Origin of the sequence: Brachybacterium timonense, from assembly GCF_900258505.1 — a bacterium.
GTDB lineage: Bacteria > Actinomycetota > Actinomycetes > Actinomycetales > Dermabacteraceae > Brachybacterium > Brachybacterium timonense.
The window spans coordinates 396,311-421,432 of record NZ_LT984895.1 but is presented as its reverse complement, the minus strand read 5'-3'; the positions used below and the strand labels follow the sequence as shown (position 1 = coordinate 421,432).

Below are 25,122 nucleotides of genomic sequence, written 5' to 3'. Positions count from 1 at the left end.
AGCGGCTCTCCCGGGCCGGCTGGTTCGGTGGGGCCGTAGCGGTTGCGCCAGATCCGTAGCGTCTCCTCGCCGACACCGAGCTGCGGGGCGACCGCACGGATCGATGCTGCACGGGGACCGCCCTCGCGGGCTTGACGGTCGTAGACCATCCGCACGGCGCGGTCACGCAGCTGAGGACTGAACTTCTTGGGCATGCTCCGATTCTCCTTGCTGAGACTCGGAACGAAACCCTGGACGCCTCACTCCCCCACCGTGCTGCTTGCTCCTGCTGGGAGCGGCCGAGGGCGGATTCCTGACGGAGGACACCGCGGTGGCCATCGGCCTGGCCCTCCTGCTCGCGATCGTGGCGGCCGGCGTGCTGATCGCCATGCTCCGCGGCGCGAGGATGCGTGCCTTCGAGGACATCGAGCAGGGCGAGGTCACGGCGACCAGCGCCGTGAGGCGGTATGCCGGGCAGCTGCGCTCCGCCGGTAGCAGCACATGGAACAAGGCAGCGGCACTGGCGCTGTTCATCCTCTCGCCGCTGTGCGTGTTCCTGCCCGCACTCCTGGCCGAGGAGAGGACGCGGACCGACGCCGGAGGGCCGACGCTGCTGGGTGCGGATCAGCTGATCCTGTTCGGGGCCGCCGGCACCCTGGCCGTGATCGCGCTGGGCCTGTTCTGCTGGATCGCCCCGAACGCCGGCGGACGCGCCGCCGAGCACCTGCACCCCGCGCATGACCCCCAGGACGACCTCGACCACAGCAGGAGCACTGCCATCCGGGTCGTCGCCGCGCTGTGGTGGTCCATCACGCTCGCCGTCTTCCTGATCTGGGGCCTGGGGTTCAACGGCTGGGGCCAGGCATGGGCGGTGTGGCCGGTCTCCGCGGTCCTCTACGGTGGTCTGTGGGCGCTGAACAGCGCACTCAACCGTGACACCGAGCAGGCCCGCGGCAGCGCCGCCCGCTGACCGAGCGGGGTGGACCCCGCCGGCGCGGAAGTCAACGGCGAAGCCCCGCTGACGCATCCGCCGCACCGCCGGCACCAGCGCATGCTTCTCGGTGGCCTCTCCCTCGCTGAACACCACATCCAGCCAGTAGGTGGCGATCATCCTCCCGGCGATCTGCGGGCTGCTGCTCACCACCTTCGAGTCGATGCTGAAGACGAGCACGACCATCGGCGAGACCTGCCCCGTGGCCGCGCACGCCGTACCATCCCTGCACAGCGGGCGCCTGCCTCCAGGGGACACCTCCCCATCGTCGTCCAGGCCACCGCCTGTTTGAATGGTGAAGAGACGACGAGGGGGAGACGATGACGTTCTATGGGGCGAACACCGACCAACTGATCGAGCAGGCCCGCGCCTCCCAGCGCAACGGTGAGCTGGCGCTCAGCACGATGGAGCGCATGCAGGGACTCGTCGCCGGTGTCACCTGGCGCGGCCCGGACGCCGACCAGTTCCAGGACGCCTTCCGGAGTGTCTGCGAGCAGTGGAACACCGCCGTGGACGCGCTGCACAGCTCCGCCGAGATCCTCGCGACGAACGCGGCCGAGCAGGACGCCGTCTCCGACCCGAACGGGCACGTCGACTCCGGCCGCTACGACGGTCTCGTCGGCGGAGAGTTCATCGACTGGAGCGACATCATCAACGGGGGCGAACGCATCTCCGATCTCTGGAGGGACCCGGTCCGTGCCGGCAACCCGGAGAACATCCTGGGTGCCCGGTACACAGATGAGCATCCCGACTGGGATCCCTCGAGCATCGACACTTCCAAGAAAGCGATCATGGAAGAGGTCATGGACCAGGGGGGCACTCGGCGACTGCTGGTTCCTCGCAGGCCTGATGGCTGTCCAACAGACCGACCCGAAGCTGCTGTCCGACAACATCACCCCCAAAGGCAGCCCGCCAGGTTCCGACGGATGGACCGTACGGCTCTACGTCGACGGCGAGTGGAGGGACATCTCCGTCGCCCCGTCGGACCTCGGGGTCAACGGCGCTCGGAATGCGAAAAACGGCGAACCGGGAGTGCTGTCCATCTACGAGCAGGCCATGATCAACTCCGTGGACGGCCGCGCATCCGCCGTCTCCGCGGACACCCCCGCCAAAGGTCTCGAGATCATCACCGGTCAGCGCGCCCGTGAGTCGGACACCCTCGGGCAGCCGTCCTTCGAGGAGTTCAAGCAGGCGATCGACGAGGGCCGGCCCGTCACCGTCATGACCGACCCGATCAAGCCGATCGGCCCCAACAGCAGCGAGCTCGTCAGCGCCCACGTCTACCACGTCTCCGGCTACGACGAGAGCACCGGCGAGATCATCCTGACCAACCCGCACGGCCCGGGCCCCGGTGACAGACCCGCCCCCGGCTACGAGGTTCGGGTGAAGCCTGACGACCCGGGGTTCCCCTTCGACATCTTCATGACCGGTATCGGAGAGGGTTGATATGCACGGCACCCACCCGATCATGCAGGCAGGGCGCCTCGTCGACGACGACGTCTCCATCACGGTGGTCAGCACCGTCGACGACGGCTCCGGCCCCGTCGCCGAACTGTGGTTCACCACATCGGACGCCCCGCAGATGTGCCGCGTGGAGCTGCGCATCGGCGAATGGTGCATGCTCGGAGGCGCCCACCGCATGGCCGCCCGCGACGTGATCGCCTCCACCCGCGTACGACGCGGCGCTGTCGTCCTGGAGATCGAGGAGATCGACGCCGCCGATGAGTGACCGCGCCCGCCTCCCCCGCCGCACCCTGCTCGCCGCGCTCCCCCTGGCCACGCTCACCGGCTGCGGCCTGCGCACCGAGCCGATCGACGCCGCCGACGCCGTGGCCCACTACACCCAGGTGGTCGACGCCCTCATGGCCGCGATGGACACCGTGCGCGATCTGGACTGGGAGGGTGGCGCGACCGCCCTGCAGCCCGTCGAGCCCTGTGCGGAGAAGTACCACCCAGGCCGCTGGGAGGCGGACTCCAGCCTCTACCCGGAGTCCGGTCAGGGCATGGACTGGGAGCCCTGGACCGCAGCGCTCGATCCGGTGCTCGAGGAATGGAGCTTCTCCCCGCTCGGCAGGGAGAAGCGCAAGGGCGCCTGGCTGGTCCGACACGCCACCGACCAGCACGGCGCCGAGTTCGAACTCGCCGACCAGGGGATCTTCAGCATCACCGGCGCGCGGCTGAACGGCAGCGACTGCGGCTGAGCGGTCTCAGCTGACCAGGGCATCGCCCCAGGTCAGCAGTCCACGACGATCTCGTGAAGCGCGACCTCTCCGCCGATAGCATCGACGAACTGTGGCTGACCGACATCACGGAGCACCGGACTGATGAGGGCAGGCTCTACCTCTGCGCGCGAGACGCGTGCGATTCATGCGCCGGCACCCCTATAGCTCGTCCCTGCGAGACTCCCTCGCTGAACGGACCCCGGGCCCCTGACTTTCGTCGTGGGACGCACGGCGAGCACCGCACTAGCGTGGCCCCGACGTCGATCACCATCCCGACCGCCATCCCGGAAGGCCCCCACCGTGACCTTCGCTTCCGCTCCCGCCCCGCCGACGACACCGCCGCCGTCGGCCCGCCGCATCGAGCAACGCCGCCGCCACAACCCCCGGCGCCGCAGGAACGCCCGATGCCACCGTGTCTGCCGCGCCTGCTGTGCCGGCCCGCTCCCTCGCCCCCGACATCGCCCGCGGGTTGATGCTCGCGCTGATCGCCATCGCGAACGTCTCGTGGTACCTGTGGCGCTCGACGGAGTCGGTCGACGGTCATCGAGCGCTCCACGAAGCCGCCGATGCACTCCCGGGCGTGTTCGTCCACGATCGAGCAGATCGTGATCAATCATCCGTGCGCATCGGCGTCGAACTGGAAGTCCACCGCCCACACCACGTTCGGCGCGTCGACGGTCGAGGACCCGACGCGCTTGCACGGCACGTCATCCGTTCGCTCACCCGCACCTGCGCTAGAGGTGATCAACGGCGGCGCGGCGCCTGTGCGGGCTGAGAAGTTTCCCTCAGCCAGCTCCTTGAGCACGGCCTTCGCCAGCTCCGCTTCCGCCAGCAGACGCATCAGGGTCACGTTGTGCTTCTCCAACTCCTTCAAGCGCTTTGCGTCGTCGGCCTTCAGTCCGCCGTACTGGTTCCGCCACCGGTAGTACGTCTGCTCGCACACCCCAGCTCCCGACACACCGCGGCGATGTCGCTGCCGTCGGCGAGCATCCTGTCGGCCTACCCAAGCTGACGGACAACCTGCTCCAGAGTGTGACGCTTCCTGCTGTTCGACATGATCTGACCAGTCTCCCTGCCCACGACCGCAGGCAACGGGACAACTCTCATAACGACTGGACCTACGAAACGGGGTCAGCCCAGGCTGAGAAGCAGAGTGGTTGGCCTCAGCGTGTGTGCGTCTCTGTCAACTGACGCTCGTCCGAAGGAGTGCTCTCATGTCTGAGATTCTCACCAGCCTTCCGCTGGCCATCCCGTTCCTTTCTCTTGCCTTCATTGCCGGAGTAGCGGTAGAGCGCTACCGCGCGAAACGCACCGAGGACCGGGATGGGCATCACGCGCCGAAGTAAGCGCCGGGTGGCAGGTGAGCTCGGGGCCTCACCCGCTGAACCCACCGGTCCCCGCCATGTCTTGGAAACGCGAGTAGTGGCCTTCGAACGCGACGGGGATCGTCTTGGTGGCGCCGTTGCGGTGCTTGGCCACGATCAGGTCCGCCTCGCCCGCGCGGGCGGACTCCTTCTCGTAGTAGTCCTCGCGATGGATCAGCACGATGAGGTCAGCATCCTGCTCGATCGAGCCGGACTCGCGCAGGTCACTCATCATCGGCTTCTTGTCCTGGCGCTGCTCGTTGCCACGGTTCAGCTGCGAAATGGCGATCACCGGCACCTCCAGCTCCTTGGCCAGCAGCTTCAGGGCACGCGAGAACTCGGACACCTCCTGCTGACGGGACTCGACGCGTTTGCCCGAGCTCATCAGCTGCAGGTAGTCGATCACCACGAGCTTTAGGTCGTGCTTCTGCTTCAGGCGCCGACACTTCGCGCGGATCTCCATCAGGGACATATTCGCCGAGTCATCCATGAACAGCGGCGCATCGGCGATCCGGGACATGGCCCGCGCCATCGCCTGCCAGTCACGGTCATCCATGGAACCGTCACGCATCCGGTTCATCGGCACCTTCGCTTCCGCTGCGAGCAGACGCATCGTGATCTCGTGCTTGTCCATCTCTAAAGAGAAGATGACCGAGGTCTGGCCGTTGTGCACCGACGCGGAGCGCAGCACATCCATGCCGAGCGTTGTCTTGCCCATCGCGGGGCGGCCCGCGAAGATCACCATCTGGCCTGGATGCAGACCCTGGGTGAGCTCGTCGAACTCCGCGAAGCCCGTGGGGATTCCCGTGACCTGGCCGCCACGATTCTGGGTGGCCTCGATCTGGTTGATCGTGCCTTCGATCACCTCGCCCAGCGGCACGAAGTCCTCAGCCTGCCCACGCTCGGTGACGGCGTACACCTGCGCCTGTGCCTCGTTGATGACCTCCTCGATCTCACCTCCGTCGGCGGCATAGCCGAGCTGGACGATACGCGTACCGGCCTCCACCAGGCGCCGCAGGGTGGCGCGCTCGACCACGATGTCTGCGTAGTACCCGGCGTTCGCGGCGGTGGGGACCATGTCGATGAGGTCCGCCAGATAGGCGCCGCCACCCACCCGCTGCAGCTCACCGCGCTTGGTGAGCTCATCGGAGACCGTCACCAGGTCGGCCGGTTCACCGCGGCCATACAGGTCGATGATCGCCTCATAGATGAGCTCGTGGGCGGGACGGTAGAAGTCGATGCCGCGCACCTTCTCCACCACATCCGCGATGGCGTCCTTGGACAGCATCATGCCGCCCAGCACGCCGCGTTCCGCGTTGAGGTCCTGCGGCGGGGTGCGTTCCAGTGTGCGGTCAGATCCGGCTTCAAAGGCGTCGCTCGTGGTCACCAGGTCAGTGTAAGAAGAGGGGCCGACAAACGCGCCGGAGCCCAGGGAGCCAACGCCGCGCCTCTGAGGTCCCGCCCTGGGACAGGGAAGGCTCATCGGGGCCAGCGAATGCGCCCGGTACCCTGGTCTGGTGCCGCAGCGCGGGCACCGCTCCGGGACGACCCGGCACGCGCCATCACATCCGGGGACGGCCCCGCTCCAGGAGACTGCCGTGCCGTCCCCCACGCCTGGCCCGCCCTCTGCTCCATCGTCGGCGTCAGCATCGTCCGCCGGATCGTCGGCTTCCAGCCCCGCCCCCGCTCCGGGCGGCGTGCGCTCCGTGCTCACGCGTGATGCGCTGGGCCGGCTCACGCTCGGCTCGGGCGCGGTACTCGCGCTATCCCTGCTCCTGCCACGCGACACGTCCTCGCTGCCGATCGGGCTCGTGCTTGCGCTATTGGCCGGGATCGTCGGCATCATTCTGGTGTGCGCCTTCGGCGTGGTGCACCAAGCCGAGCAGCTCGCCGCCCGACTCGGCGACCCGTACGGCACGCTCGTGCTCACCATCTCCATCGGTGCGATCGAAGTGGCGCTGATCGCCGCCATGATGCTCGACCCTGGGGATCACACGACAATCGCACGCGACTCGATCATGGCGGTCACCATGATCATCCTGAACCTGGTGGTGGGGCTCAGCCTGCTGCTGGGCGGGCTGCGGTACGGCGCGCTGGCCGCCAATCGCACCGGCGTGACCACCTACCTGGTGCTCGCAACAACGTTCTGCCTACTCGCTTTCGGCCTGCCGGGGCTGGTGGGCAGTGGCGGCGCCTATACCCCACCCCAGGAGATCGTGGTGGTGGTGCTGACGCTGGGGCTGTATGCGTTCTTCCTGTCGCAGCAGCTCGGGCCGCGGGCCAGCGACTTCCAGGAAGTCGCCGTCGGATCGGCCGACGGGCATGCCTGCGCGGGAATGCGCAGCGCACAGGCACGCGGCGGCAGCGCCGAGGCAGAGGCTGCTGGCACCAGGGCAGGAGCCCGCGACACCGAGACCACGGCCAGCTCGGACCACGCACTACCGCAACCCTGGTCAGAACACCGCACCGAGATCTTGCTGCGCACCGCTGTGCTGATCGCGACCGTGCTGCCGATCGTCCTCATGGGGCATGCCATGGCGGCACTTGTCGACGACGTGCTCGAACGCTCAGGTGCCCCCGTGGCGCTCGCCGGTGTGCTCGTGGCGATGATCGTGTTCACACCGGAGACGCTGACCTCGCTGCGCGCCGCCCTCGACGGGGAGACGCAACGGGTGGTGAACCTGTGCCACGGCGCCATGGTGGGAACCACCGGCACCACCATTCCCGTGGTTCTGCTGATCTCTGCTCTGACCGGTCAGCATGTTGTGTTCGCTGAGTCCGCCGTAAACCTCAGTCTGCTCGCGGTGACACTCGCCGTCTCGGCGCTGACCTTCCTGGGGCCACGCGCCACCGCCGTCCACGGGGCGGTGCATCTGGGACTGTTCGCTACATATGCGCTGACGCTGTTCGCGTGAGTCAGAGCGACAGCTCCCTCACATATTCATGCACAGCCTTTGCATCGTCATGAGAAGAAGAGGACAGTGGGGCGGCGTGAACCGCGCCGACCCCGCCCCCGCTGCCTCGAGCGACAACACCCCGTCGCCCGACGCCGCCACGTCCTCCCACGACGCCAGCCCGTCGCAGTCCGCTACGCAACCGACCGACGAGCACAACCCCACCGGCCGCACGTTCTTCGGCCACCCGGCGCCACTGGCGAACCTGTTCTTCGTCGAGACATGGGAGCGCTTCAGCTTCTACGGGATGCAGGGCATCCTCGCGATCTACATGTACTACGCCATGACCAACGGTGGTCTGGGGATCGACCGGACCGTCGCCACCGGCATCGTGGGCGGCTACGGCGGTTCGGTGTACCTGTTCTCGATCCTGGGCGCGATCGTCTCCGACCGCATTCTGGGCGCAGAGAAGACCACGTTCTACTCCGGCGTGCTGATCATGCTGGGCCACATTGCCCTAGCCCTCGTACCGGGCGTGCCCGGCCTGGCCGTGGGCCTGGTCCTGGTGGCGATCGGCTCCGGTGGCTTGAAATCCACGGTCTCGACCCTGGTGGGCACGCTGTACGACCGCAACGATCCGCGTCGCGATGCGGGTTTCTCCATCTTCTACATGGGTGTGAACATCGGCGGCCTGCTCGGCCCCCTTCTCACCGGCGTCGCGCAGAAGGAGCTGGGCTTCCACTTCGGCTTCGGCCTGGCCGCGATCGGCATGGCCGTCGGCCTCGTGCAGTACATGCTCACCCGCAAGAACCTGCCTGAGCACGCCCACGGTGTGCCCAACCCCGTGGATCGTTCCACCCTGCTGCGCTGGGGACTGGCACTGCTCGTGGCCATCGCCGTGTTCGCGCTGCTGGTGGTCACCGGCGTGGTGAGCTCCGGCAATCTCGCCGACGTGGTGGCGCTGCTCGCGATCGCCTCCGCCGTGGTGATCTTCGTGTTCCTGCTGACCAACAAGCAGGTGGACAGCGACGAGCGCTCCCGCGTGGTCTCCTTCATCCCGCTGTTCCTGGGCACCGCCGCGTTCATGGCACTGTTCCAGCAGCAGTTCACGGTGCTCGCCGTCTACTCCGATCAGCGTCTGGACCGCGTGATCAACATCTTCGGCTTGGTGCAGTGGGAGATGCCGGTGAGCTGGGCACAGTCTTTCAACCCGTTCTTCATCATCGTGTTCGCGCCTGTGTTCGCCTGGATGTGGACCAAGCTCGGGTCACGCAATCCGATCACGCCGGTCAAGTTCGGCATCGGCATCATCTTGATGGGCTCGGCCTTCCTGCTGTTCCTGCCGATGGCGGGGGTCGCGTCCGTGCCGGTGCTGTGGGTGGCGCTGATCATGCTGGTGGCCACCTGGGGTGAGCTGTCGCTCTCGCCCGTCGGCCTTTCGCTGGCCACCCGGCTCGCACCGGAGCGATTCCCGGTGCTGATGATGGCGTTGTTCAACCTGTCACTTGCCCTGGGCACCGCGCTGTCTGGCACGCTGTCGGGCTTCTACTCCGAGGAGTCCGAGACCGCCTACTTCGGCACCCTGGGCGCTGTCACGATCGGCATCGGCGTGCTGATGCTGCTGATTGCGAAGCCCATCTCGAAGGGCATGCGCGGGGTGCGCTGAGGCTGGTCCCAGCTACCGCCTTGTGAGTGGTGAGGCAGGACTGGAGCCGTGAGCGCTCAGATCCTCCTGAACTCCGGCGATAGCGCCTCCACGCCAGTCTCACGGTCTCTATCGGTAGACCTCGGGGATCCGACTGATGCCGGCGTACCAGTCGCCCATTGCCGGATCAATCGCCCTGAGTAGGCGCGCCGGGCTTCGGCAAGCTCACGCTTGAGGCGACGGTTCTCCTCCTCGAGCGGCTCCCCCGGGCCGGCTGGTTCGGTGGGGCCGTAACGGTTGCACCAGATCCGCAGCGTCTCGGTGCCGACACCGAGCTGCGGGGCGACCGCACGAATCGATGCTGCGCGCGGACCGCCCTCGCGGGCCTGACGGTCGTAGACCATACGCACCGCACGCTCACGCAGCTGAGGACTGAACTGGCTCTTCACGAACGAGGGTGTAGGTGGGGTCTGAAGCCTCCGGCTTCGAGCAGGCTGCGCGCGACGTAGTTCGTGAGGTTCCTGAAGCCGAGCGCGGAGCCGCGGAGGTGTTCGAGTCGGCCGTTGATCGCCTCTGTTGGCCCGTTCGATGTGCCGGGGCGATCGAAGAACGCGAGGATGTCGGTGGCACGCTGGCCCATGGTGCGGCCGAGCCGGCGGATCTCTACGAGCGCGGCGGGGACGCCGGTGGTGATCGCATCGATCGCGGCGTGCATCATCTGTTTGGCCTTCTTCTTGTCGGGTTCCCGGTAGGCGGCGACGATGCGCTGGTAGATACCCCAGGTCGCTTCGACTTCGACGTGCTCTTCGATCGCGAACACAGCCTCCAGGCGGGCGGTCTGTTTCTCGGTGAGCAGGTCCGCGCCGGTGTGCAGGGTGCGGCGCGCTTTGTAGAGCGGGTCACCGGCGCGGCCGCGATGCCCGACCGTGTCCTGCTGCACTCGGCGTCGGCATTGGTCCAACGTGTCGCCGGCGAGGCGGACAACGTGGAAGGGGTCCATGACCGGGACGGCGTCGGGGAGTTCTTCGGCGGCGGCCGTCTTGAAGCCTGCGAACCCGTCCATCGCGACGACTTCGATCCGCTTGCTCCACTCGGGCGGGCGCGCCGCGAGCCATTGCTTGAACACCGCCTTCGAACGACCCTCGACCATGTCCAGCAGCCGCGCGGGGCCGGTCTTGTCGCGGGCCGGGGTGAGGTCGATGATCACGGTGACGTACGTGTCACCGAGGCGGGTGTGCCGCCAGACGTGCTCGTCGACGCCGATCGTGGTGACCCCGTCGAACCGACCAGGATCGTCGATGAGTCGACGCTTGCCCTCCGCGAGCACCGCAGTGTTCGCGGCGCTCCAGGAAACCCCGAGACCCGCGGCGACACGGGTCACGGAGAGGTGGTCGCTGACGATGCCCCGCAGCGCCCACTCCACGCCAAGGCGGGAGATCTTCGCTCGCGGCGCGGCGGCGCGAGTCATGTCCTGCCGCCACGTCCGTCGGCAATGCGCGCACCGGTAGCGGCGGACCCGGACCAGAAGCGTTGTCGGCCTATGCCCGAACGGCTCATGCGCGAGTCGACGCGTCACCGTGTCCCGCGACACGCCCTCCGCCCCGCACTTCCGACACCAGGGGTCCACCTCGACCGGCCGACACTCGATCATCGCCCGGTCCCGCTCGATCAGCTGGCCGACCGCTTCGAGTCCGAGTTCATCCAGGCGGCAGAACGTCGTCAGGTCAGGGGTCGCGAAAGTAGAGTGGAGCACGTCGAGGTCTTTCGGGATGGCGAGCGTGAAGAACTTCCATCATCCGGGAGACCTCGACCCCTACCCGGCCACCCACGCGCTCACCCGACTACACCCTCGTTCGCGAAGAGCCANGGTCGCGAAAGTAGAGTGGAGCACGTCGAGGTCTTTCGGGATGGCGAGCGTGAAGAACTTCCATCATCCGGGAGACCTCGACCCCTACCCGGCCACCCACGCGCTCACCCGACTACACCCTCGTTCGCGAAGAGCCACTGAACTTCTTGGGCATGCTCCGATTCTCCTAGCTGAGACTCGGACAAAACCCAGGACGCTTCAGATCGGCGCTGCGCGCCGATGGCCGTGGCCCGTCCCAGCCGCGCGTCGTCCCTCCTTGACGGCCGCGACCATGCCACCCCTCGGCCCCTGCTTCCAGCGCGCGTTGTTCCTCTTTCGTCGGAACGCCGGAAGCGATGCAGGGCGGTGGCGCCAGACCATGACGCGCGCACGCGGTATCAGGAAGAGGGGGTGTTGCGCCGCGGTACGAGTGCTACGAGAACCAGGGCAGCGACTGAAAGTAGGACACCCCACCAAAATCCCAGGATTGCGCTAAGTATGGCGGCGACCAAGGCGGGGAGGTACATGGAAATGAACTCCTTCGCCCTCCCCGACTCCATGCGTGCAGAGGCAGCTTGCGAGGCGGCCATTATGCAGATCATTATAGAAAGAGCCCCAAAAGGTGTCGCTTTACATCTCCTTCGACTCGGTGCAGGGTATCACACCCACGGTTCATCTCTCGTGATCCAGGGTGGTTGAAATGAAGAAAAAGATGACGTTCACATTGGTTCCTATCACGCTGCTTGCTGCGACGTGGGCCGGTGTCGGTGCTGCGCAAGCTGACGAGAGCACCAGCCGCAGCATGACGGCCTCGGTAGCGTCGGCAGGCAGCTCTGGCGCGGAGCAGTCCGTCAAGGAGCTGGAAGAGTACGTGCGTGGGACAGTCTCCGTGAGGGCTGAGAAAGTAGCGTACGACCCGACGCGCTGGAAGGGGGGGAGAGGTTAGCACTGAACTGCGGTTATACGTTGCAGAGACGGTCGATGAGCTTAACGCTGAAGGCGCCGCGAAGGGCGCAAAGGATGGGGTTGACCCCATGTCGCTGTCCTACGAGAAGACCTATGAAACAGCGAAAGAGCAGGGGCCTCCCCCGGGACCCAGCAACGGCGCCACGACCATGGAGACCAAGTGGTGGAACGGGCACATCGTTGTCACCGGAGGATTCGTCAAGAACTATCATTTCGATAGTTACGCGACCGCTCAGGTGCAAAAGTGGGCAGGTCTTGGTGGAGGGGCTGGGCTTAGCGCCGGCAAGGCCATTGCGAAGCGGATCGGAATCTCCGCTATCCCTCTGATTGGGCAGGTTCTTACTCTCGTGGCGGCCGGGACGGCGATTTGTACCAACTCTGATGGAACGATGGACATCAAAATGCCAGATTGGCCTCCTGTTGCGTATTGCAACCCGTTTAAGTGATTGCCATCTGCAGCAGATAGGAAACGTCGGGAGGGTCGGGCTGGTTGAGAGCCAGCCTGACCCTCCCGACTCTCTGGATGTTGAAGGGCTGTCGCAGGCGCTCCGCCCTTGCCATCGACAGAGGGGGTCTACCTGCGCCGTTCGATCCAGGTTATTGGCCCAAATGTGTGTATGGCCGGGGTGTGTCGTGGCGGGGTCAGGAGTGTGTTCGGCCGGCCCAGTCGTGTTGGATGCCGTTGCCGTCTTCCCAGTTGTACGCCCCACGCACCGGCGACTTCGGTGATACCCCCGCTGGCCAGGCGCCCGAGCGCATACCCTGGTCCTATGCCGCCCTCCCCCGACGCCATCAGCGCCATCCCCGAACTCATCCCGGCCAGCCGCCACCGCAACCTCACCGATCTGTTCGAGCAGCGCGTGGTATCGAAGCCGAACCATCCCGCCGTGCAGGTCATCGAGGATGGAGCCTGGCGCACCCTGACCGCCCGCGAGCTCCACGCGCAGGCCACCGCCCTTGCGAAGGGCCTGATCGCCGCCGGGATCCGGCCAGGTGACCGGATCGCGATCGTGGGCCCCACCCGGGTCGAGTGGACGCTCGCCGATATCGCCAGCCTGTACGCCGGTGCCGTCGTGGTGCCGATGTTCGACTCAGCACCTGCATCGCAGATGCGGGCAATCATCGCGGACGCCGACGTGCGGGCAGCGGTCGTCGGCACCGTGGAGCTGGCAGCCACCGTGCGCGAGCTCCTTGCCGAGCACCGCGGCGATGATGCCCCCGCGGTGTGGAGCATGGATACACATGAGGGCAGCGATCTCACGGCACTCGCCGCCGCCGGGGCCGACGTGGATGACGCGCTCCTCGAACAGCACCGCTCGGCCGCGGATCTCGATGACCTCGCCACGATCGTCTACACCTCCGGGACGACGGGCCGCCCCAAGGGCGCCCGCATCATCCACCGGAACCTGGTGCACCAGATCCTCAACGTGGGCGAGGCTTACAGCGATGCGCTGCACGAGAACGGTTCGACCGTGCTGTTCCTGCCGCTCGGGCATGTGCTGGCGCGCGCGCTGCAGTGGATGTGTCTGGCCCGCGGCATGCGCTTTGCTCACATCGCTCGCCCGAAGGATGCAGTGGGTGCGCTCACCGAGCTGAAGCCCACCTTCCTCATGGTGGTACCGATGGTGCTGGAGAAGATCCGCCAGAGCGGTGGCGATGCCGCCGAAGAGAAGCGTTTGGGCGGCCCGTGGCGGCAAGCCGCCGAGGTCGCGATCGCCTGGGGGACACGCGGCAGGCCGCGCACTGTGGGGCTGCGCGTCATGCACGCCGTGTACGAGCTGCTGTTCTACCGCAGGTTGCGGGCGGTGCTCGGTGGCAACCTCGAGTACCTCATGTGTGGTGCGGCCCGACTCGACCCGGACACCGCCCGCTTCTTCCTGGGCATCGGCATCCCGCTCGTCGAGGGGTACGGGCTGACCGAGTCGACCGCACCGTTGAGCGGCAACCGCCTGGATGACCTGCGGCCCGGAACCGTCGGCCTGCCCATGCCGGGCATGAGCGTCGCCGTCGATGAGGAGGGCGAGCTGCTGGCCCGCGGCCCCGGTATCTTTGCCGGCTACACCGATCCCGAGGAGAACGAGCAGGCGTTCACCGATGGCTGGTTCCGCACGGGCGATCTCGCCGAGCTCGACGCCGAGGGCCGCATCGTCCTCACCGGCCGCTCCAAGGACGTCGTCATCACCTCCGGCGGGAAGACGATCAACCCGGCCGCCTGGGAAGGCGTGGTGGAGCGCCATCCGGTGGTGGGGCATGCCGTGGTGCTCGGCGATGGGCTGCCGCACCCCGAGGCCGTGATCCTCATCGATGCGGAGCGCGTGGAGGAGTGGGCGAAGGCGGTGACGCCGAACTGGCAGGTGCCACGCCCCAGCGACGTGCTGCAGGAGGTCACGTCGGAGGACGTGCGTGCCTCGATCGCGGAGGCAGTGGAGGCGGCCAATGCGCTCGTGCCGAGCGCTGAGCAGGTGCGTTCCTTCCGTGTGATGCTGACTGATCTGGCGCAGTCCTCGGGCCTGATGACGCCCACCCAGAAGCTGCGACGCACCGCACTCGGGAAGCGGATCGACGAGCTACGCAAGAAGTAGACCGCGCACGCGGTGACTGCCCGGCGGGGCCGTCGGCCGCTTTGGGTGCGGGACGAGCTGCGCGCCGTGGCACCATGCTGGGGTGAGCACGCAGCATCCTCAGCAGTCCGATCAGACCACCGAGCACGATCCCGCACAGAGCTCCGGAACCCCGGCGCCGGAGCATGAGCAGCAGCGCACCCAGCAGGAGCGCGAGGCATTCACCGAAGCCTCCGATGCCCTGCAGCGCCACCGCAGCCCGTCAATGATCTGGGGCGATGAGACCGACGCGGTCAGTGCCGCCCTACAGTGGGCCGCCGCGCACACCACGATCGCCTCCGACCCGAAGGCCACCGCCCGCAGCGCGGAAGCCCTCGCCCGTGACGTCGGGCAGACGATCACGCCGGGCGGTATCGGCTCCGCGCGCGCTATGGAGCTGTACGAGCAGGTACTGCTGCCGGCCACACGCGCCGCCGATGACCCGATGAACCTTGCGTACATTCCCAGCGCCCCCACTCGCGCGGCGGTCGCCTTCGACACGGCGGTCAGTGCCGCGAACGTGTTCGGCGGCCTGTGGGAGACCGGCGCTGGCGCAATCTTCGCGGAGAACCAGGTGCTGCGCTGGCTCGCTGATCTGCTGGGCTGGCCCGCCGACGCTGCCGGTGTGTTCGTCGCGGGCGGAACCAGCGGGAACCTGTCGGCGCTCGCCACGGCGAGGGAGCGGGCCCGGCATGAACAGGGCGGCCGGCCGACGGGCGGATGGGCGCTGGCCTGCGCGTCCACTGCTCACTCCTCGGTGGCCTCCGCCGCGCGGATGCTGGACATGGACGTGGTGACGATCCCGATCGACGAGCACGGGCATCTCACCGGGGAGGCGCTGCGCCCAGCTCTGGAGGCTGATCGCCGGATCTGCGCCGTGGTGGCCTCCGGCGGCACCACCAACGCGGGGATCGTCGACGACATCGCCTCTGTGGTGGAGGCCGCTCACGAGTTCAACGCCTGGGTGCATGTGGACGGAGCCTATGGTGGTGCCGCGCTGCTTGCACCGTCGGCCCGGCACCGCTTCGACGGCATCGAGCAGGCAGACTCCTTCATCGTGGATCCGCACAAGTGGCTGTTCGCGCCGTATGACTGCTGCGCCCTGCTGTACCGGGATCCGCGACCTGCGATGGCGGCGCACGCGCAGCATGCCGCCTATCTCGATCAGATCGACCGCGGCGAGTCGAACCCGTCGGACCTGGCCTCGCATCTCTCGCGCCGCACCCGCGGCCTACCGCTGTGGTACTCCTTGGCCACGCACGGCACCGACCGCTATCGCGATGCCGTGGAGCGCTGCCTGGAGATCGCCCGGCAGGTGGCCCGCGCGATCGATGCGGCCGAGCATCTCGAGCTGCTGTTGGAGCCGGAGCTGAGCGTGGTGGTGTTCCGCAGACCCGGCTGGGATGGTGCCGCTTACTCCCGCTGGTCGCAGCGTCTGGCGAAGGACGGCACGATCCTGTGCGTCCCCACGTCACTGCATGGCGCCCCGGCGCTGCGCCTTGCTTTCCTGAACCCGGATACGGATCCGGAGCTGGTGATCTCGGTGCTGCAGGAGACGATGCAGGCGGCCGACGGTTCCTGAGCCTCCGGACCAGTTGTCTGGTGCGTCAGGTGGCCTGCTCGTCACGGAGGCGCTCGAGCAAAGCGTCCAGCCGTGCGCGCTCGGCGGTGTGATCACCGTCGAGCTCGTCGAGGGCGCGGCGTGCTCGTTCGGCAGCGCGCTGGGCACGCCGGTATTGGCCGTGCTCTGCGAGCAGGTGGGCGTGGTGGTCCTCCAGGTACGCGCTCCAGTAGCGGGCACGGTCCTCATGCCCGTCGGGCACCTGCGCGATCGCCTCGCGCACGGCCCGGCGTCGCTGTGTGTACTCCTGCCAGGCTATGCCCGCGGCCGCATCCGCAGTGTCGCTGTCAGCGTCACCGGTGACGTCGGCATCAGCGCAGGGGTGAGCAGCGCTGGAAGATGCGTCACCATCGATACCCGCGCCGGCATCCGAACGGGTCTGCGCATCGGGGCCGACGGCTGGCTCCGGGCGGAGGGTGAGCGCCAGCATCTGCCCGATGAGGGCATCGACCCGGTGATCCCACAGCACCTGCGCGGGCGCGACCGGCCGCCCGCCGTCGTCACGGGTACGCCGCAGGATCGCGGCGGCTGCGGCGTCGGCACAGGGACGGTCGGCTCGGTCGAGCGCATACCGCATGAGCAGCGCCTGAGCGTTCAGCTCATCGCGCACCAGCTCGGCGCGGCGAGCGGGAGGAGTCGCGAGATCGTCGGCGAGCCAGCGCGCATCACCAGCCACCTGACGCAGCTCGGTGATGGCCTCGTCGCGGTGTCCGGTGGCCTCGTGGATCGCTGCTGCAAGCCGCGCCGCCTCCATCGTGCCTTCCCGGTCACGGTGCGATCGGGCGATTCGTCGCGCCTGTTCAAGCGGCACCATGGCCGCGTCGAAGCGGCCGACGGCGCGGCGCTGTGCGGCCACGACCAGCAACGGTGCGGTCCGTTGGGCTTCCCGCGGCACTCTGCGCTGCAGGGACAGCAGCCGACCGGCCGTGAAAGTAGCCTGCTCGGTGAGCCCCGCGGCCATGAGGGCCCGCAGCAGGTCAGTGATGAGGCCGACGCGGAGCGTCGGATCATCCACCTGGCGCAGACCGAGCAGAGCATCGACGGCGTGATGGGCCGCGAGCGCAGGATGGGTGGCCACCAGGGTGCGGGCGAGCACGCACTGGGCGCTGACCGCGAGGCGCTCTCCGTCTGCCGTGGTCACCTCATCGTCCATGCGTTCGTCGGCCCTCACCTGCCCGTTAGCCGTGGCTCCTTGATCCGCTGGCGCCAGTCCCTGTTCCGCCCGGGCTTCCTCCACCAGCTCGAGCGCATCGAGGGCGTCGGTGACGGCGGCCTGCGGTGCGCCGGCGATCTCGAGCAGCTGGGCGCGCCGCACAAGCAGCTGCGCTGTCGGATCCTCGATGAGGTCGTCGCGGACGCGGGGCGCGGCCTCACGTGCTTGCGTGAGCACCTGTATGTCCGCGGCCAGGTCAGCGCCCGGCTGCGGCAGGTCGACTGCGAGGCCGGCGACCACAGCCTCGCAGTCTGGGCAGATCGCGGACGATTCCCGTCGGTGCCCGCCGGGAGATGGCGCCGACGGGCCGAGCAGCAGCGCACCCAGCACGTGTGCGCTCGCGGCAGCCTGCTGCCGGTATCCCGCTGCTTTGAGGGCGCTCACCAGGGCTGCGAGTGACTCCTGCAGCTCCTCGCGGCCACCCCTGCGGCGGGCGCAGCGCAGTCCGGCGCGGGCGAGCCGCACGCGGTCACGGTCCGTGGTGGGCAGGGATGCGGCACGGTCCAGCTGTCGTTGTGCTTCCGCGAGACGCTCAGCGCTGATCAGGTCGTGGATCCGCGTGGCGGCCTGGGCGGCGGTGCGGGGTGTGGGCAGTGGAAGCTCCGGTGGCCGCAGTGCGAGACGCAGCTGATCCAGGCGCGGACCCTGAGCCGCGCCATGGAGGCCGTCGCCCTCGGGAAGAGCCCATGCCTCAGAAGCCGTCACAGGCCGAAACTACCAAGCGGAGGCTGCCCCCTCACAGCAGCTTCATCACCGCCGTGTTCTGTAGATCCTGCCAGCCACCGCTCCCGGTGTCCCCGTTCTTCTGAGGAGCCCAACGATGACCGTGCTCGAGCACCGCCGGGGAGAACCCACGGGGCTTGCTCTCCGGCGCGAACGGAGCGTCCTCGGCCATACGGTCATGGTAGACGGGCAGGTCAGGGGCCTGTCGCGCCGATTCGCCCGGCCCGTGGCGTCAGTCCCGTCGGCCGCGCGATCGCAGCAGGGCGATGAGACCGCCGCGCTCCTTCAGGGTGCGGCGAGCGCCAGGTGCCTTCTGCGTGCCCCTCCGAGAGTTGCGCGTGCCGCTTGCCTGCTGAGCAGCGTCGGCCGCCGCGACCGCCGACGGTTCCGCGCCGCACGTCTCGCACTGTGTGCGCTGGGCTGCGGCGTCACGTCGAGTCTCCGCCTGCTGGCGGGCCTCGCGTTCGCGTCGGCGCCGCGCTGCACGCTCTTCCTCACGCAGGCGACGCTTCTCCCCCGGCCCTTCGGTGATGCGGTACAGCACAGGCACGATCACAAGCGTCAGCAGCGTGGAGGAGACCAGGCCACCGATCACCACCACAGCCAACGGCTGTGAGATGAAGCCGCTGTTGCCGGTGACACCCAGCGCCATCGGCACCAGCGCGAAGATCGTCGCGGCCGACGTCATGAGGATCGGCCGCAGGCGCTTCTGCGCACCGACCATCAGCGCCTCATCCAGGCCAAGCCCGTTGCGCCGGTACTGGTTCACCAGGTCGATCAGCACGATCGCGTTGGTCACCACAATGCCGATCAGCATCAGCAGGCCGATCATCGACGGCAGGCCGAGCGGCACCCCGGTGAGGATCAGCAGACCGAAAGAACCGGTGGCCGCGAACGGAATCGACACCAGCAGCACGAGCGGCTGCACGAGCGACTTGAAGATCCACACCAGCAGCACATAGGTGAGCATCACCGCCGCGGCGAGCGCGATGTAGAGCTGGCCGAAGGTGTCGTCGATGTCCGCAGCGGTGCCACCGATGGAGGTCTGCACGCCCTCAGGCAGAGTCACCGAGTCGATAGCGGACTCCACATCGGACCGCGCGGCGCGCACGTCATCACCCGACGGGGTGATGGTCACCGTCGCAGTCTCCTGGGCGTCCTGCGTGGCGATCGTCGGACGTTCGAGCACCTCGTCGATGCTCGCCACATCGGTGAGCGGGAATCCGGCGATCTGCAGGTCACGCAGCTGCGCGAAGGTCTCGGGGCGCTCCCCCTGGGTGACGTAGATGTCCAGTTCCGCGTCACCGATCGTGATGGTGCCGATGGCCCCGGGGAATATCTGCTGCGCGACGAGGCCCACCACGGCCTCTTCGGTGAGCCCGCGCTGCGCGGCCGCCTCACGGTCCACGGTGATCCGGGCCGTGGGCTGCTCGCCCTCAAGGTCCGTGGTGACGTCCTTGATAGAAGACGGCGTCGGGTCCAGCTCGGCCATGATGTCGTCCACGGCCTGCTGGCGGTCCTCCGGCGTCGGCCCGGTGACCAGCACGTCCACGGAGTTCCCTCCGGTCATGCCGCCACCGCCCATGGAGTCCTCGATCTCACCGGCCTCGGGCAGGTCCTGCAGCGCCGCCAGCATCTGGTCGGCGAGCGCTCCTTGGTCGGCGTCGGGATCGGTGGTGATCTGGTAGGTGATCTCGTTCTCGGCGCCGCCGAAGCCGAACTGGGAGCCGCCGATCGTGGTCTGGACGGTCTGCACACCGTCGATGTCCTGCAGCGCGTCCTCTCCCTCGGTGGCCTTCGCGGAGGAGTCCTCCAGGCTCGTGCCGGCCGGCAGGGTCTGGGTGAAGGCCGCAATATTCTGGCCGCTGTCGCCCAGGAAGTTCACCTTCATGAGCGGCACCAGGGCGATCGTGCCGGCGAACACCCCCACGGCGAGCAGCACCGTGATGATGCGGTGGCGCAGCACCCAGCCGAGGGCCGGCATGTAGGCGCGGGCGAGCAGGGAGCGCTTCTCCTTCGCTTCGGCGGCATCTGCCACCGCGGCCACAGCCTTCTCATCGTCGGGGTCCAGGTCACGTACGGCCTTCGGCGGGCGCAGGAACCAGTAGGCGAGCACCGGCACGATCGTCAGCGCCACGATCAGCGAGCTCAGCATCGCGATCGCCACGGTGAGGGAGAACGGACGGAACAGCTCACCGGCCATACCGGACACCACCGCGACCGGGAGGAACACGATCACGGTGGCGAGGGTGGAGGCGGTGATCGCGCCGGCCACCTCACGCACCGCATCGGTGATTGCGCGCAGGCGCGGCTTCCCGTAGCTGAGGTGGCGCATGATGTTCTCGATCACCACGATCGAGTCATCCACCACACGGCCGATGGAGATCGTCAGCGCCGCCAGGGTGAGCATGTTCAGCGTGTAACCCGAGACGAGCATCCCCACGAACGCCATCAGCAGCGACAGCGGGATAGAGATCGCGGTGACCACGGTGGGCCGCACGGCGCGCAGGAACAGCAGGATCACGCCGATCGCGAAGATCAGGCCCAGCAGCCCCTCCTCGGCGAGCGCCACAATGGACTCCTGGATGAAGGGCGCCTGGTCGAAGACGACGTCACTGGTGGCGTTACCGCCGATGCCCGGCAGTTCACGGTCGAGGGTGGCGCTGACCGCGTCGGACACATCCACCACGTTGCCGTCGACGGTCGAGTTCACCACCAGCACGAGGGACTCGCGGCCGTTGGTGCGGGAGATCGAGGTGGCGTCCTGCTCGGTCTGCTCCACGGTGGCGACGTCCTCAAGGGTGGTCACCGGCGCGGTGGGGTCCGGTTCTGTGCCCTCCGGTGGTATCAGCACCATCTGCTTCAACGCGTCCACGGACTCCATCGGCACGCCGATGGAGACGTCGAGGCTGCGCTCGCCATCCACCACGGTGCCGCCCGGCACCGACAGTCCGCTGGCATCCAGGGCGGTGGAGATCGCATCGGTGGTAAGGCCCCGCTCGGCAAGCGCCTGCTCATCCGGGGTGATCCGCACGATCTGCTCCGGGGCGCCGACGACAATCACGCCGGAAACCCCGTCGATCCGTTCCAGCTCCGGAACCACGCTCGAGGTCAGGCGCTCCGAGAGCACCGACGGTTCAAGATCCGAGGAGACCGACAGTACGGCGGCGGGAATATCCCCCGTGCCACCGGCAACCACCTCTGGGTCCGCGTCCTCCGGCAGCTCCGAGTCGATGCGATTCAACGCCGCATCAACCTGATTCGAGGCGCGAGCGATATCGGTGCCGTAACTCAGCTCGACGGTGACCATCGACATGCTGGATTGCGAGGTGGAGCTGGTGCCCTCCACGTTCTCCAGACCCCGCACCGCGTTCTCCACCGGCGCGGAGATCCGGTCGCGCACTTGTTGCGGGGAGGAGCCGGGGGCGGTGGTGACCACCCGGATCTGCGGCAACGTCACCGACGGGATCAGCTCTTGGCGCAGGGTCAGCATCGACATGGCACCCAAGATCGAGACAACGACACAGACGAGCGCGATGAAGGACCGGTTGCTGAGGCTCAGGCTGGACAGGCGGTGCATGAAGGCTCCCCGTTGGTTCGGCCGTGGACGGCCGTGGGCGGCGTCGGTTGGGGGCGGGACATCACTGATGCTGCGGACGATCGACGGGCGCCCGACGTGGTCGGCAGTTCCTGATCCCCCAGCGGGAACTCTCTCACAGGCCCCTGACAGTCGTCATCGCCATGTGGGAAGACACCACATGTGGGGACGTCGGGCGGCTGACGTCGACGCTGCAGGGCTCACGCTGCCCACGTCACCCGTGCTGGTGCTGAACCGGGAGGAATCCCCCTCCCGGCTGTTCAGCGCCGCCCTGCTGCTGATCCTCGCGCTCGCGCTGCGTCACCGCGGTGTGCTCCGACGCAGGGCCTGACGCGGCCGGGTCGTCGGTCGTGTCGTCCGCTCACTACCCTGGTCGCATGCCGTTTTTGCCGCCCGATGCTACCTCCTGCCCGCAGAGCCCGTCGCCAAGCCGAAGCGTGTCGGCGTGACGCCCACACCGCCGCAGCCCGGCCCCTCCCTGAACCACCGCATCCTCCAGCTCGCCCTGCCGAGCCTCGGCGCGCTCGTGGCGCAGCCGCTGTTCGTGCTGGTCGATTCGGCATTCGTGGCCCGTGTCGGGACGGTGTCGCTCGCCGGGCTGGGGCTCGCCTCCGTGGTGCTGACCACGGTGGTCGCCCTCTCCGTGTTCCTGGCGTATTCGACCACGGCATCGGTCGCACGCGCCTTCGGAGCGGGGCGAATCCGCGACGCGGTGGCCCGCGGTGTCGATGCGTGTTGGCTGGGGCTCGGCATCGGCGCTGGCGCGCTGCTCGTGCTGCTCGCAACCGGCGACCCGCTGCTGCGGCTGTTCGGGCCCGGACCCGATGTGCTGCGCGAGGCACGCGTCTACCTGTTGATCAGTGCCGTCGGTCTGCCCGCGATGCTCGCGACGCAGGCGGCCACCGGGCTCGTGCGCGGCCTGCAGAAGGCCACCATCCCGCTGATCGTGGCTGGGATCGGTGCAGCACTGAACGTGCCGTTGAACGCCCTGCTGATCTTCGGCCTCAACCTAGGCATCGTCGGCAGCGCCATCGGCACGGTGCTGTGTGAATGGGGCATGGCGTTCGCGCTGCTCACCGTGGTGGCCCGCGGTGCACGTCGACACGGCGTGGGGCTGCGGCCGAAGCTCGCGGCCATCTCGAGCGCCGGTCGGGAATCAGTGCCGATGTTCGTGCGCGCCGTGTCGCTGCGCGTCGTGGCGCTCGTGGGCACCTGGGCGGCCACGGGGCTCGGCGAGGTGCAGCTCGCCGCGCATCAGCTCGCGCTGACCGTCTTCTCCCTGTTCGCTCTCGCCCTCGACGCGCTCGCGATCGCCGGGCAGGCCCTCACCGGCAGCTACCTCGGAGCGGCCGACGCTATCTCCGTGCGGCAGGTGACCTCGCGGCTGATCACGTGGGGCGTCGCGGCCGGCTGCATCACCTCTGTGCTGCTGCTCGGGCTGGCCTATGCGGCGCCGAGCCTGTTCTCCCCCGACCCGGCCGTGCAGGAGAACCTGCAAGTGGCCTTGTGGGTGCTGGCTCTGTGCCAGCCGGTGGCCGGGTACGTGTTCGTACTCGACGGTGTGCTGATGGGCGCCGGTGACGCCCCGTACCTGGCGCGGGCCGTCCTCGTGACCATGATGGCGGTGCTGCCCTTCGCGATCGCCGTCGGCTTTGTGCAGCCACCGGGTCTGTGGGGCCTTGCCGCCGTGTGGATCACCTGCACGCTGCTGTTCCTCGTGGGCCGGGCAGTGTCGCTGTGGCTGCGGGTGCGAGGCGACGCCTGGATGCGACTCGGCGACGCCTGACCGGGCACCAACCTCACCGGAGGGCCGGGCGCCAGCGCCTCACCGGAGGGCCGGGAAACAGCGCCTCACCGAGCAGCCGCACACCGTCGGCCCTAGTCGGGTCATTCGTAGCCCGTGGTGGACCTCTCCCGTCGGCGGTCGATCACGCTCACGCCGAGCGCGGCGACCGTCAACGCCATGATGATCGACATGGCCACCGTGAATGCGTCGCCCCACGGGTAGCCGCCCTCGGTCAGGCCGAACACGATGCCGGGGATCAGGGCGGTGCCGATCGCTGCACCCACACGCTGCCCCAGCTGCAGGATGCCGCCCGCCACCCCGCCGTAGCGCGGGTCCACCGAGTTCAGGGTGAGGGTCTGGTTCGGCGAGATCGTCATGCCCTGGCTGACGCCGATCAGGGTGAGCGGTGCAGCGAGCAGCCAGAAACTCAGCCCCGCTTTCTCCACCCCCATCGCGGTCAGGGTCGTGAGCGCAAGGCCCGCGAATGCGACAGCGAAGCCCGCGATCACCATCCGTCGGCCGAACCGCAGCACATACCTGCCTGCGATCTGCGACGCGAACGCTGCCGCCACCGAGGACGGCACCCCGATCACCGACGCCTCGAATGCCGTGTGCTTGAGGTGGATCTGCATGTACAGCGCCACGATGATCCAGATGCTGGTCGCGCCCAGGAAGTACACGGACACGATCACGATGCCGTTGCGGAACGCCCGGTTGGTGAAGATCGCGGTGTCCACCATCGGGGTGTGACCAGCGGTCTTGTACCGGTCCTCCCACGCCCACCACAGGCCCATCACCAGCAGACCCACCGGCAGCGCGAACCACACCATCGCGCCGGCGCCGCGCTCGAGAAACGGCAGCATGACCCCCAGGATCGCCACGGTGAGCAGCGCAGTGCCGACGGGGTCGAGATCGGCCCGCTTCCCGCGCTGCTGCCGGTCATCGGGCACGAACCGGGTGATCCCGATGAGCGCCACGAGGCCCACGGGCACGTTGATGAAGAACATCCACCGCCAGCCGAGCTCCGGGCCGAGCATCTGGATCAGCAGACCACCGAGCACGGGGCCGAGCGCGGTGGCTACCGCCACCGTGGTGCCGAACAGTGCAAAAGCCCGCGCCCGGTCCTGGCCACGGAAATGCTGCTGGATAAGGCCGACGGTCTGCGGGTTCAGCAGGCCAGACCCCAGCCCCTGCAGGATCCGGGCGACGTTGAGAAAGCCGACGTCGGGGGCGAATCCCGCGAGCAGCGAGCCAAGCGTGAACAGGGCGACGCCCACCAGCAACACCCGTCGGCGGCCCGTGGCATCACCCAGGCGCCCGGCAGGCACCAGCAGCACGCCGAAGGCCAGCGCATACCCAGACAGCACCCACTGCAGGCCAATGGAATCTGTGGCCAAGCCTTCCCCGATTGCGGGCAGCGCCACGTTGATCACGCTCACGGCCACGAGGGCCATGAACAACGGGATCAGCAGCACCGCCAGCAGCGGCTTGCGTCGGACGGGATCGGGGGTTGCTGCGGGCTCGGACATCACCCCAGCAGGATAAGCACCGCCCGGGCCGGGGGTGCGTGGCGGGGGTGCTGGCGAGGGTGGGGGTGGGGCGGGGGCGTGGATGGCGAGGGCATGGGGATGTTCTGGGTGAGCACGGTCAGGGCTGGCGCAGCAGCAGAGGCGG

Annotated in this window: 19 protein-coding genes and 2 pseudogenes; 12 read left to right on the top strand and 9 right to left on the bottom strand. The window is 68.1% G+C overall.

Annotated elements, in window-relative coordinates:
* Window positions 1-23: 23 nt before the first annotated feature.
* Window positions 24-149: pseudogene (locus tag C8271_RS14400) on the bottom strand (MerR family transcriptional regulator); the annotation flags it as partial.
* Between the two features lie 110 nt (window positions 150-259).
* On the opposite strand from C8271_RS14400, the gene C8271_RS01775 reads away from it, so the two are divergent.
* The 4 genes from C8271_RS01775 (at window position 260) to C8271_RS01755 (ending at window position 3,171) form a co-directional block, all read left to right on the top strand.
* Window positions 260-949, top strand: coding sequence for a hypothetical protein (locus tag C8271_RS01775; RefSeq protein ID WP_106505867.1), 690 nt, complete (start codon window positions 260-262; stop codon window positions 947-949).
* Window positions 950-1,708: 759 nt separating this feature from the next.
* A complete protein-coding gene (locus tag C8271_RS01765; protein ID WP_138774501.1) occupies window positions 1,709-2,416 on the top strand; it encodes a C2 family cysteine protease in 708 nt (235 codons plus the stop codon).
* Between the two features lies 1 nt (window position 2,417).
* On the top strand, window positions 2,418-2,699 hold the full coding sequence (locus C8271_RS01760; protein WP_106505864.1) for a hypothetical protein: 282 nt from the start codon (window positions 2,418-2,420) through the stop codon (window positions 2,697-2,699).
* Entirely contained in the window at window positions 2,692-3,171 is a 480-nt protein-coding gene (locus C8271_RS01755) for a hypothetical protein (RefSeq protein WP_106505863.1), read from the top strand. The genes C8271_RS01760 and C8271_RS01755 overlap by 8 nt, the downstream gene beginning before the upstream one ends.
* Before the next feature lie 547 nt (window positions 3,172-3,718).
* Here C8271_RS01755 and C8271_RS01745 read toward each other — a convergent pair.
* Window positions 3,719-4,248 (bottom strand): annotated as a pseudogene (locus tag C8271_RS01745) (transposase); the annotation flags it as partial.
* Window positions 4,249-4,406: 158 nt separating this feature from the next.
* Here C8271_RS01745 and C8271_RS14260 point away from each other — a divergent pair.
* Window positions 4,407-4,538, top strand: a complete 132-nt coding sequence (locus C8271_RS14260; protein ID WP_281260353.1) for a hypothetical protein — start codon at window positions 4,407-4,409, stop codon at window positions 4,536-4,538.
* A 28-nt stretch (window positions 4,539-4,566) separates the two neighbouring features.
* On the opposite strand, the gene dnaB is transcribed toward C8271_RS14260, so the two are convergent.
* Complete coding sequence (gene dnaB / locus C8271_RS01735; RefSeq protein ID WP_170957764.1) at window positions 4,567-5,943, bottom strand: replicative DNA helicase; 1,377 nt, start codon at window positions 5,941-5,943, stop codon at window positions 4,567-4,569.
* Between the two features lie 211 nt (window positions 5,944-6,154).
* Between dnaB and C8271_RS01730 the strand changes: the two genes are divergently transcribed.
* Window positions 6,155-7,471 carry a calcium:cation antiporter gene (locus C8271_RS01730; RefSeq protein ID WP_245920741.1) on the top strand — a complete coding sequence of 439 codons (1,317 nt, stop codon included), beginning with the start codon at window positions 6,155-6,157 and terminating at the stop codon, window positions 7,469-7,471.
* Between the two features lie 76 nt (window positions 7,472-7,547).
* Entirely contained in the window at window positions 7,548-9,116 is a 1,569-nt protein-coding gene (locus C8271_RS01725; RefSeq protein WP_281260352.1) for a peptide MFS transporter, read from the top strand.
* 56 nt (window positions 9,117-9,172) lie between these two features.
* Here C8271_RS01725 and C8271_RS01720 read toward each other — a convergent pair whose 3' ends face one another.
* Both C8271_RS01720 and C8271_RS01715 read right to left on the bottom strand, forming a co-directional pair.
* On the bottom strand, window positions 9,173-9,544 hold the full coding sequence (locus tag C8271_RS01720; protein WP_106505859.1) for a transposase: 372 nt from the start codon (window positions 9,542-9,544) through the stop codon (window positions 9,173-9,175).
* On the bottom strand, window positions 9,541-10,848 hold the full coding sequence (locus C8271_RS01715; protein WP_106505858.1) for an ISL3 family transposase: 1,308 nt from the start codon (window positions 10,846-10,848) through the stop codon (window positions 9,541-9,543). Before C8271_RS01715 ends, C8271_RS01720 begins: the two co-directional genes overlap by 4 nt.
* Window positions 10,849-11,975: 1,127 nt before the next feature.
* Between C8271_RS01715 and C8271_RS01700 the strand changes: the two genes are divergently transcribed.
* The 3 genes from C8271_RS01700 to C8271_RS01690 all read left to right on the top strand — a co-directional run bounded on the left by C8271_RS01700 (window position 11,976) and on the right by C8271_RS01690 (window position 16,089).
* Complete coding sequence (locus C8271_RS01700; RefSeq protein WP_106505855.1) at window positions 11,976-12,353, top strand: hypothetical protein; 378 nt, start codon at window positions 11,976-11,978, stop codon at window positions 12,351-12,353.
* Between the two features lie 324 nt (window positions 12,354-12,677).
* On the top strand, window positions 12,678-14,489 hold the full coding sequence (locus C8271_RS01695; RefSeq protein ID WP_106505854.1) for an AMP-dependent synthetase/ligase: 1,812 nt from the start codon (window positions 12,678-12,680) through the stop codon (window positions 14,487-14,489).
* 244 nt (window positions 14,490-14,733) lie between these two features.
* Complete coding sequence (locus C8271_RS01690; RefSeq protein WP_106507798.1) at window positions 14,734-16,089, top strand: pyridoxal phosphate-dependent decarboxylase family protein; 1,356 nt, start codon at window positions 14,734-14,736, stop codon at window positions 16,087-16,089.
* Window positions 16,090-16,114: 25 nt separating this feature from the next.
* Here the strand turns inward: C8271_RS01690 and C8271_RS01685 are convergent, their stop codons facing one another.
* Genes C8271_RS01685 through C8271_RS01680 form a run of 3 tightly spaced genes read right to left on the bottom strand, consistent with a single transcriptional unit; the run spans window position 16,115 to window position 21,644 of the window.
* The gene (locus C8271_RS01685) at window positions 16,115-18,046 is read right to left on the bottom strand and encodes a hypothetical protein (RefSeq protein ID WP_106505853.1); all 1,932 of its coding nucleotides are present in this window, start codon (window positions 18,044-18,046) and stop codon (window positions 16,115-16,117) included.
* A 31-nt stretch (window positions 18,047-18,077) separates the two neighbouring features.
* A complete protein-coding gene (locus tag C8271_RS13800) occupies window positions 18,078-18,236 on the bottom strand; it encodes a hypothetical protein (RefSeq protein ID WP_170957763.1) in 159 nt (52 codons plus the stop codon).
* 60 nt (window positions 18,237-18,296) lie between these two features.
* A complete protein-coding gene (locus C8271_RS01680) occupies window positions 18,297-21,644 on the bottom strand; it encodes an efflux RND transporter permease subunit (protein ID WP_106505852.1) in 3,348 nt (1,115 codons plus the stop codon).
* 178 nt (window positions 21,645-21,822) lie between these two features.
* Here C8271_RS01680 and C8271_RS13795 point away from each other — a divergent pair, with 178 nt between their 5' ends.
* Together C8271_RS13795 and C8271_RS01675 are read left to right on the top strand one after the other, a co-directional pair.
* Window positions 21,823-21,993, top strand: a complete 171-nt coding sequence (locus tag C8271_RS13795; RefSeq protein ID WP_170957762.1) for a hypothetical protein — start codon at window positions 21,823-21,825, stop codon at window positions 21,991-21,993.
* 114 nt (window positions 21,994-22,107) lie between these two features.
* Window positions 22,108-23,448 (top strand): MATE family efflux transporter, encoded by a 1,341-nt coding sequence (locus C8271_RS01675; RefSeq protein WP_245920738.1) that lies wholly within the window; start codon window positions 22,108-22,110, stop codon window positions 23,446-23,448.
* A gap of 101 nt (window positions 23,449-23,549) precedes the next feature.
* On the opposite strand, the gene C8271_RS01670 is transcribed toward C8271_RS01675, so the two are convergent.
* Entirely contained in the window at window positions 23,550-24,977 is a 1,428-nt protein-coding gene (locus C8271_RS01670) for an MFS transporter (RefSeq protein ID WP_106505851.1), read from the bottom strand.
* Between the last annotated feature and the right edge of the window lie 145 nt (window positions 24,978-25,122).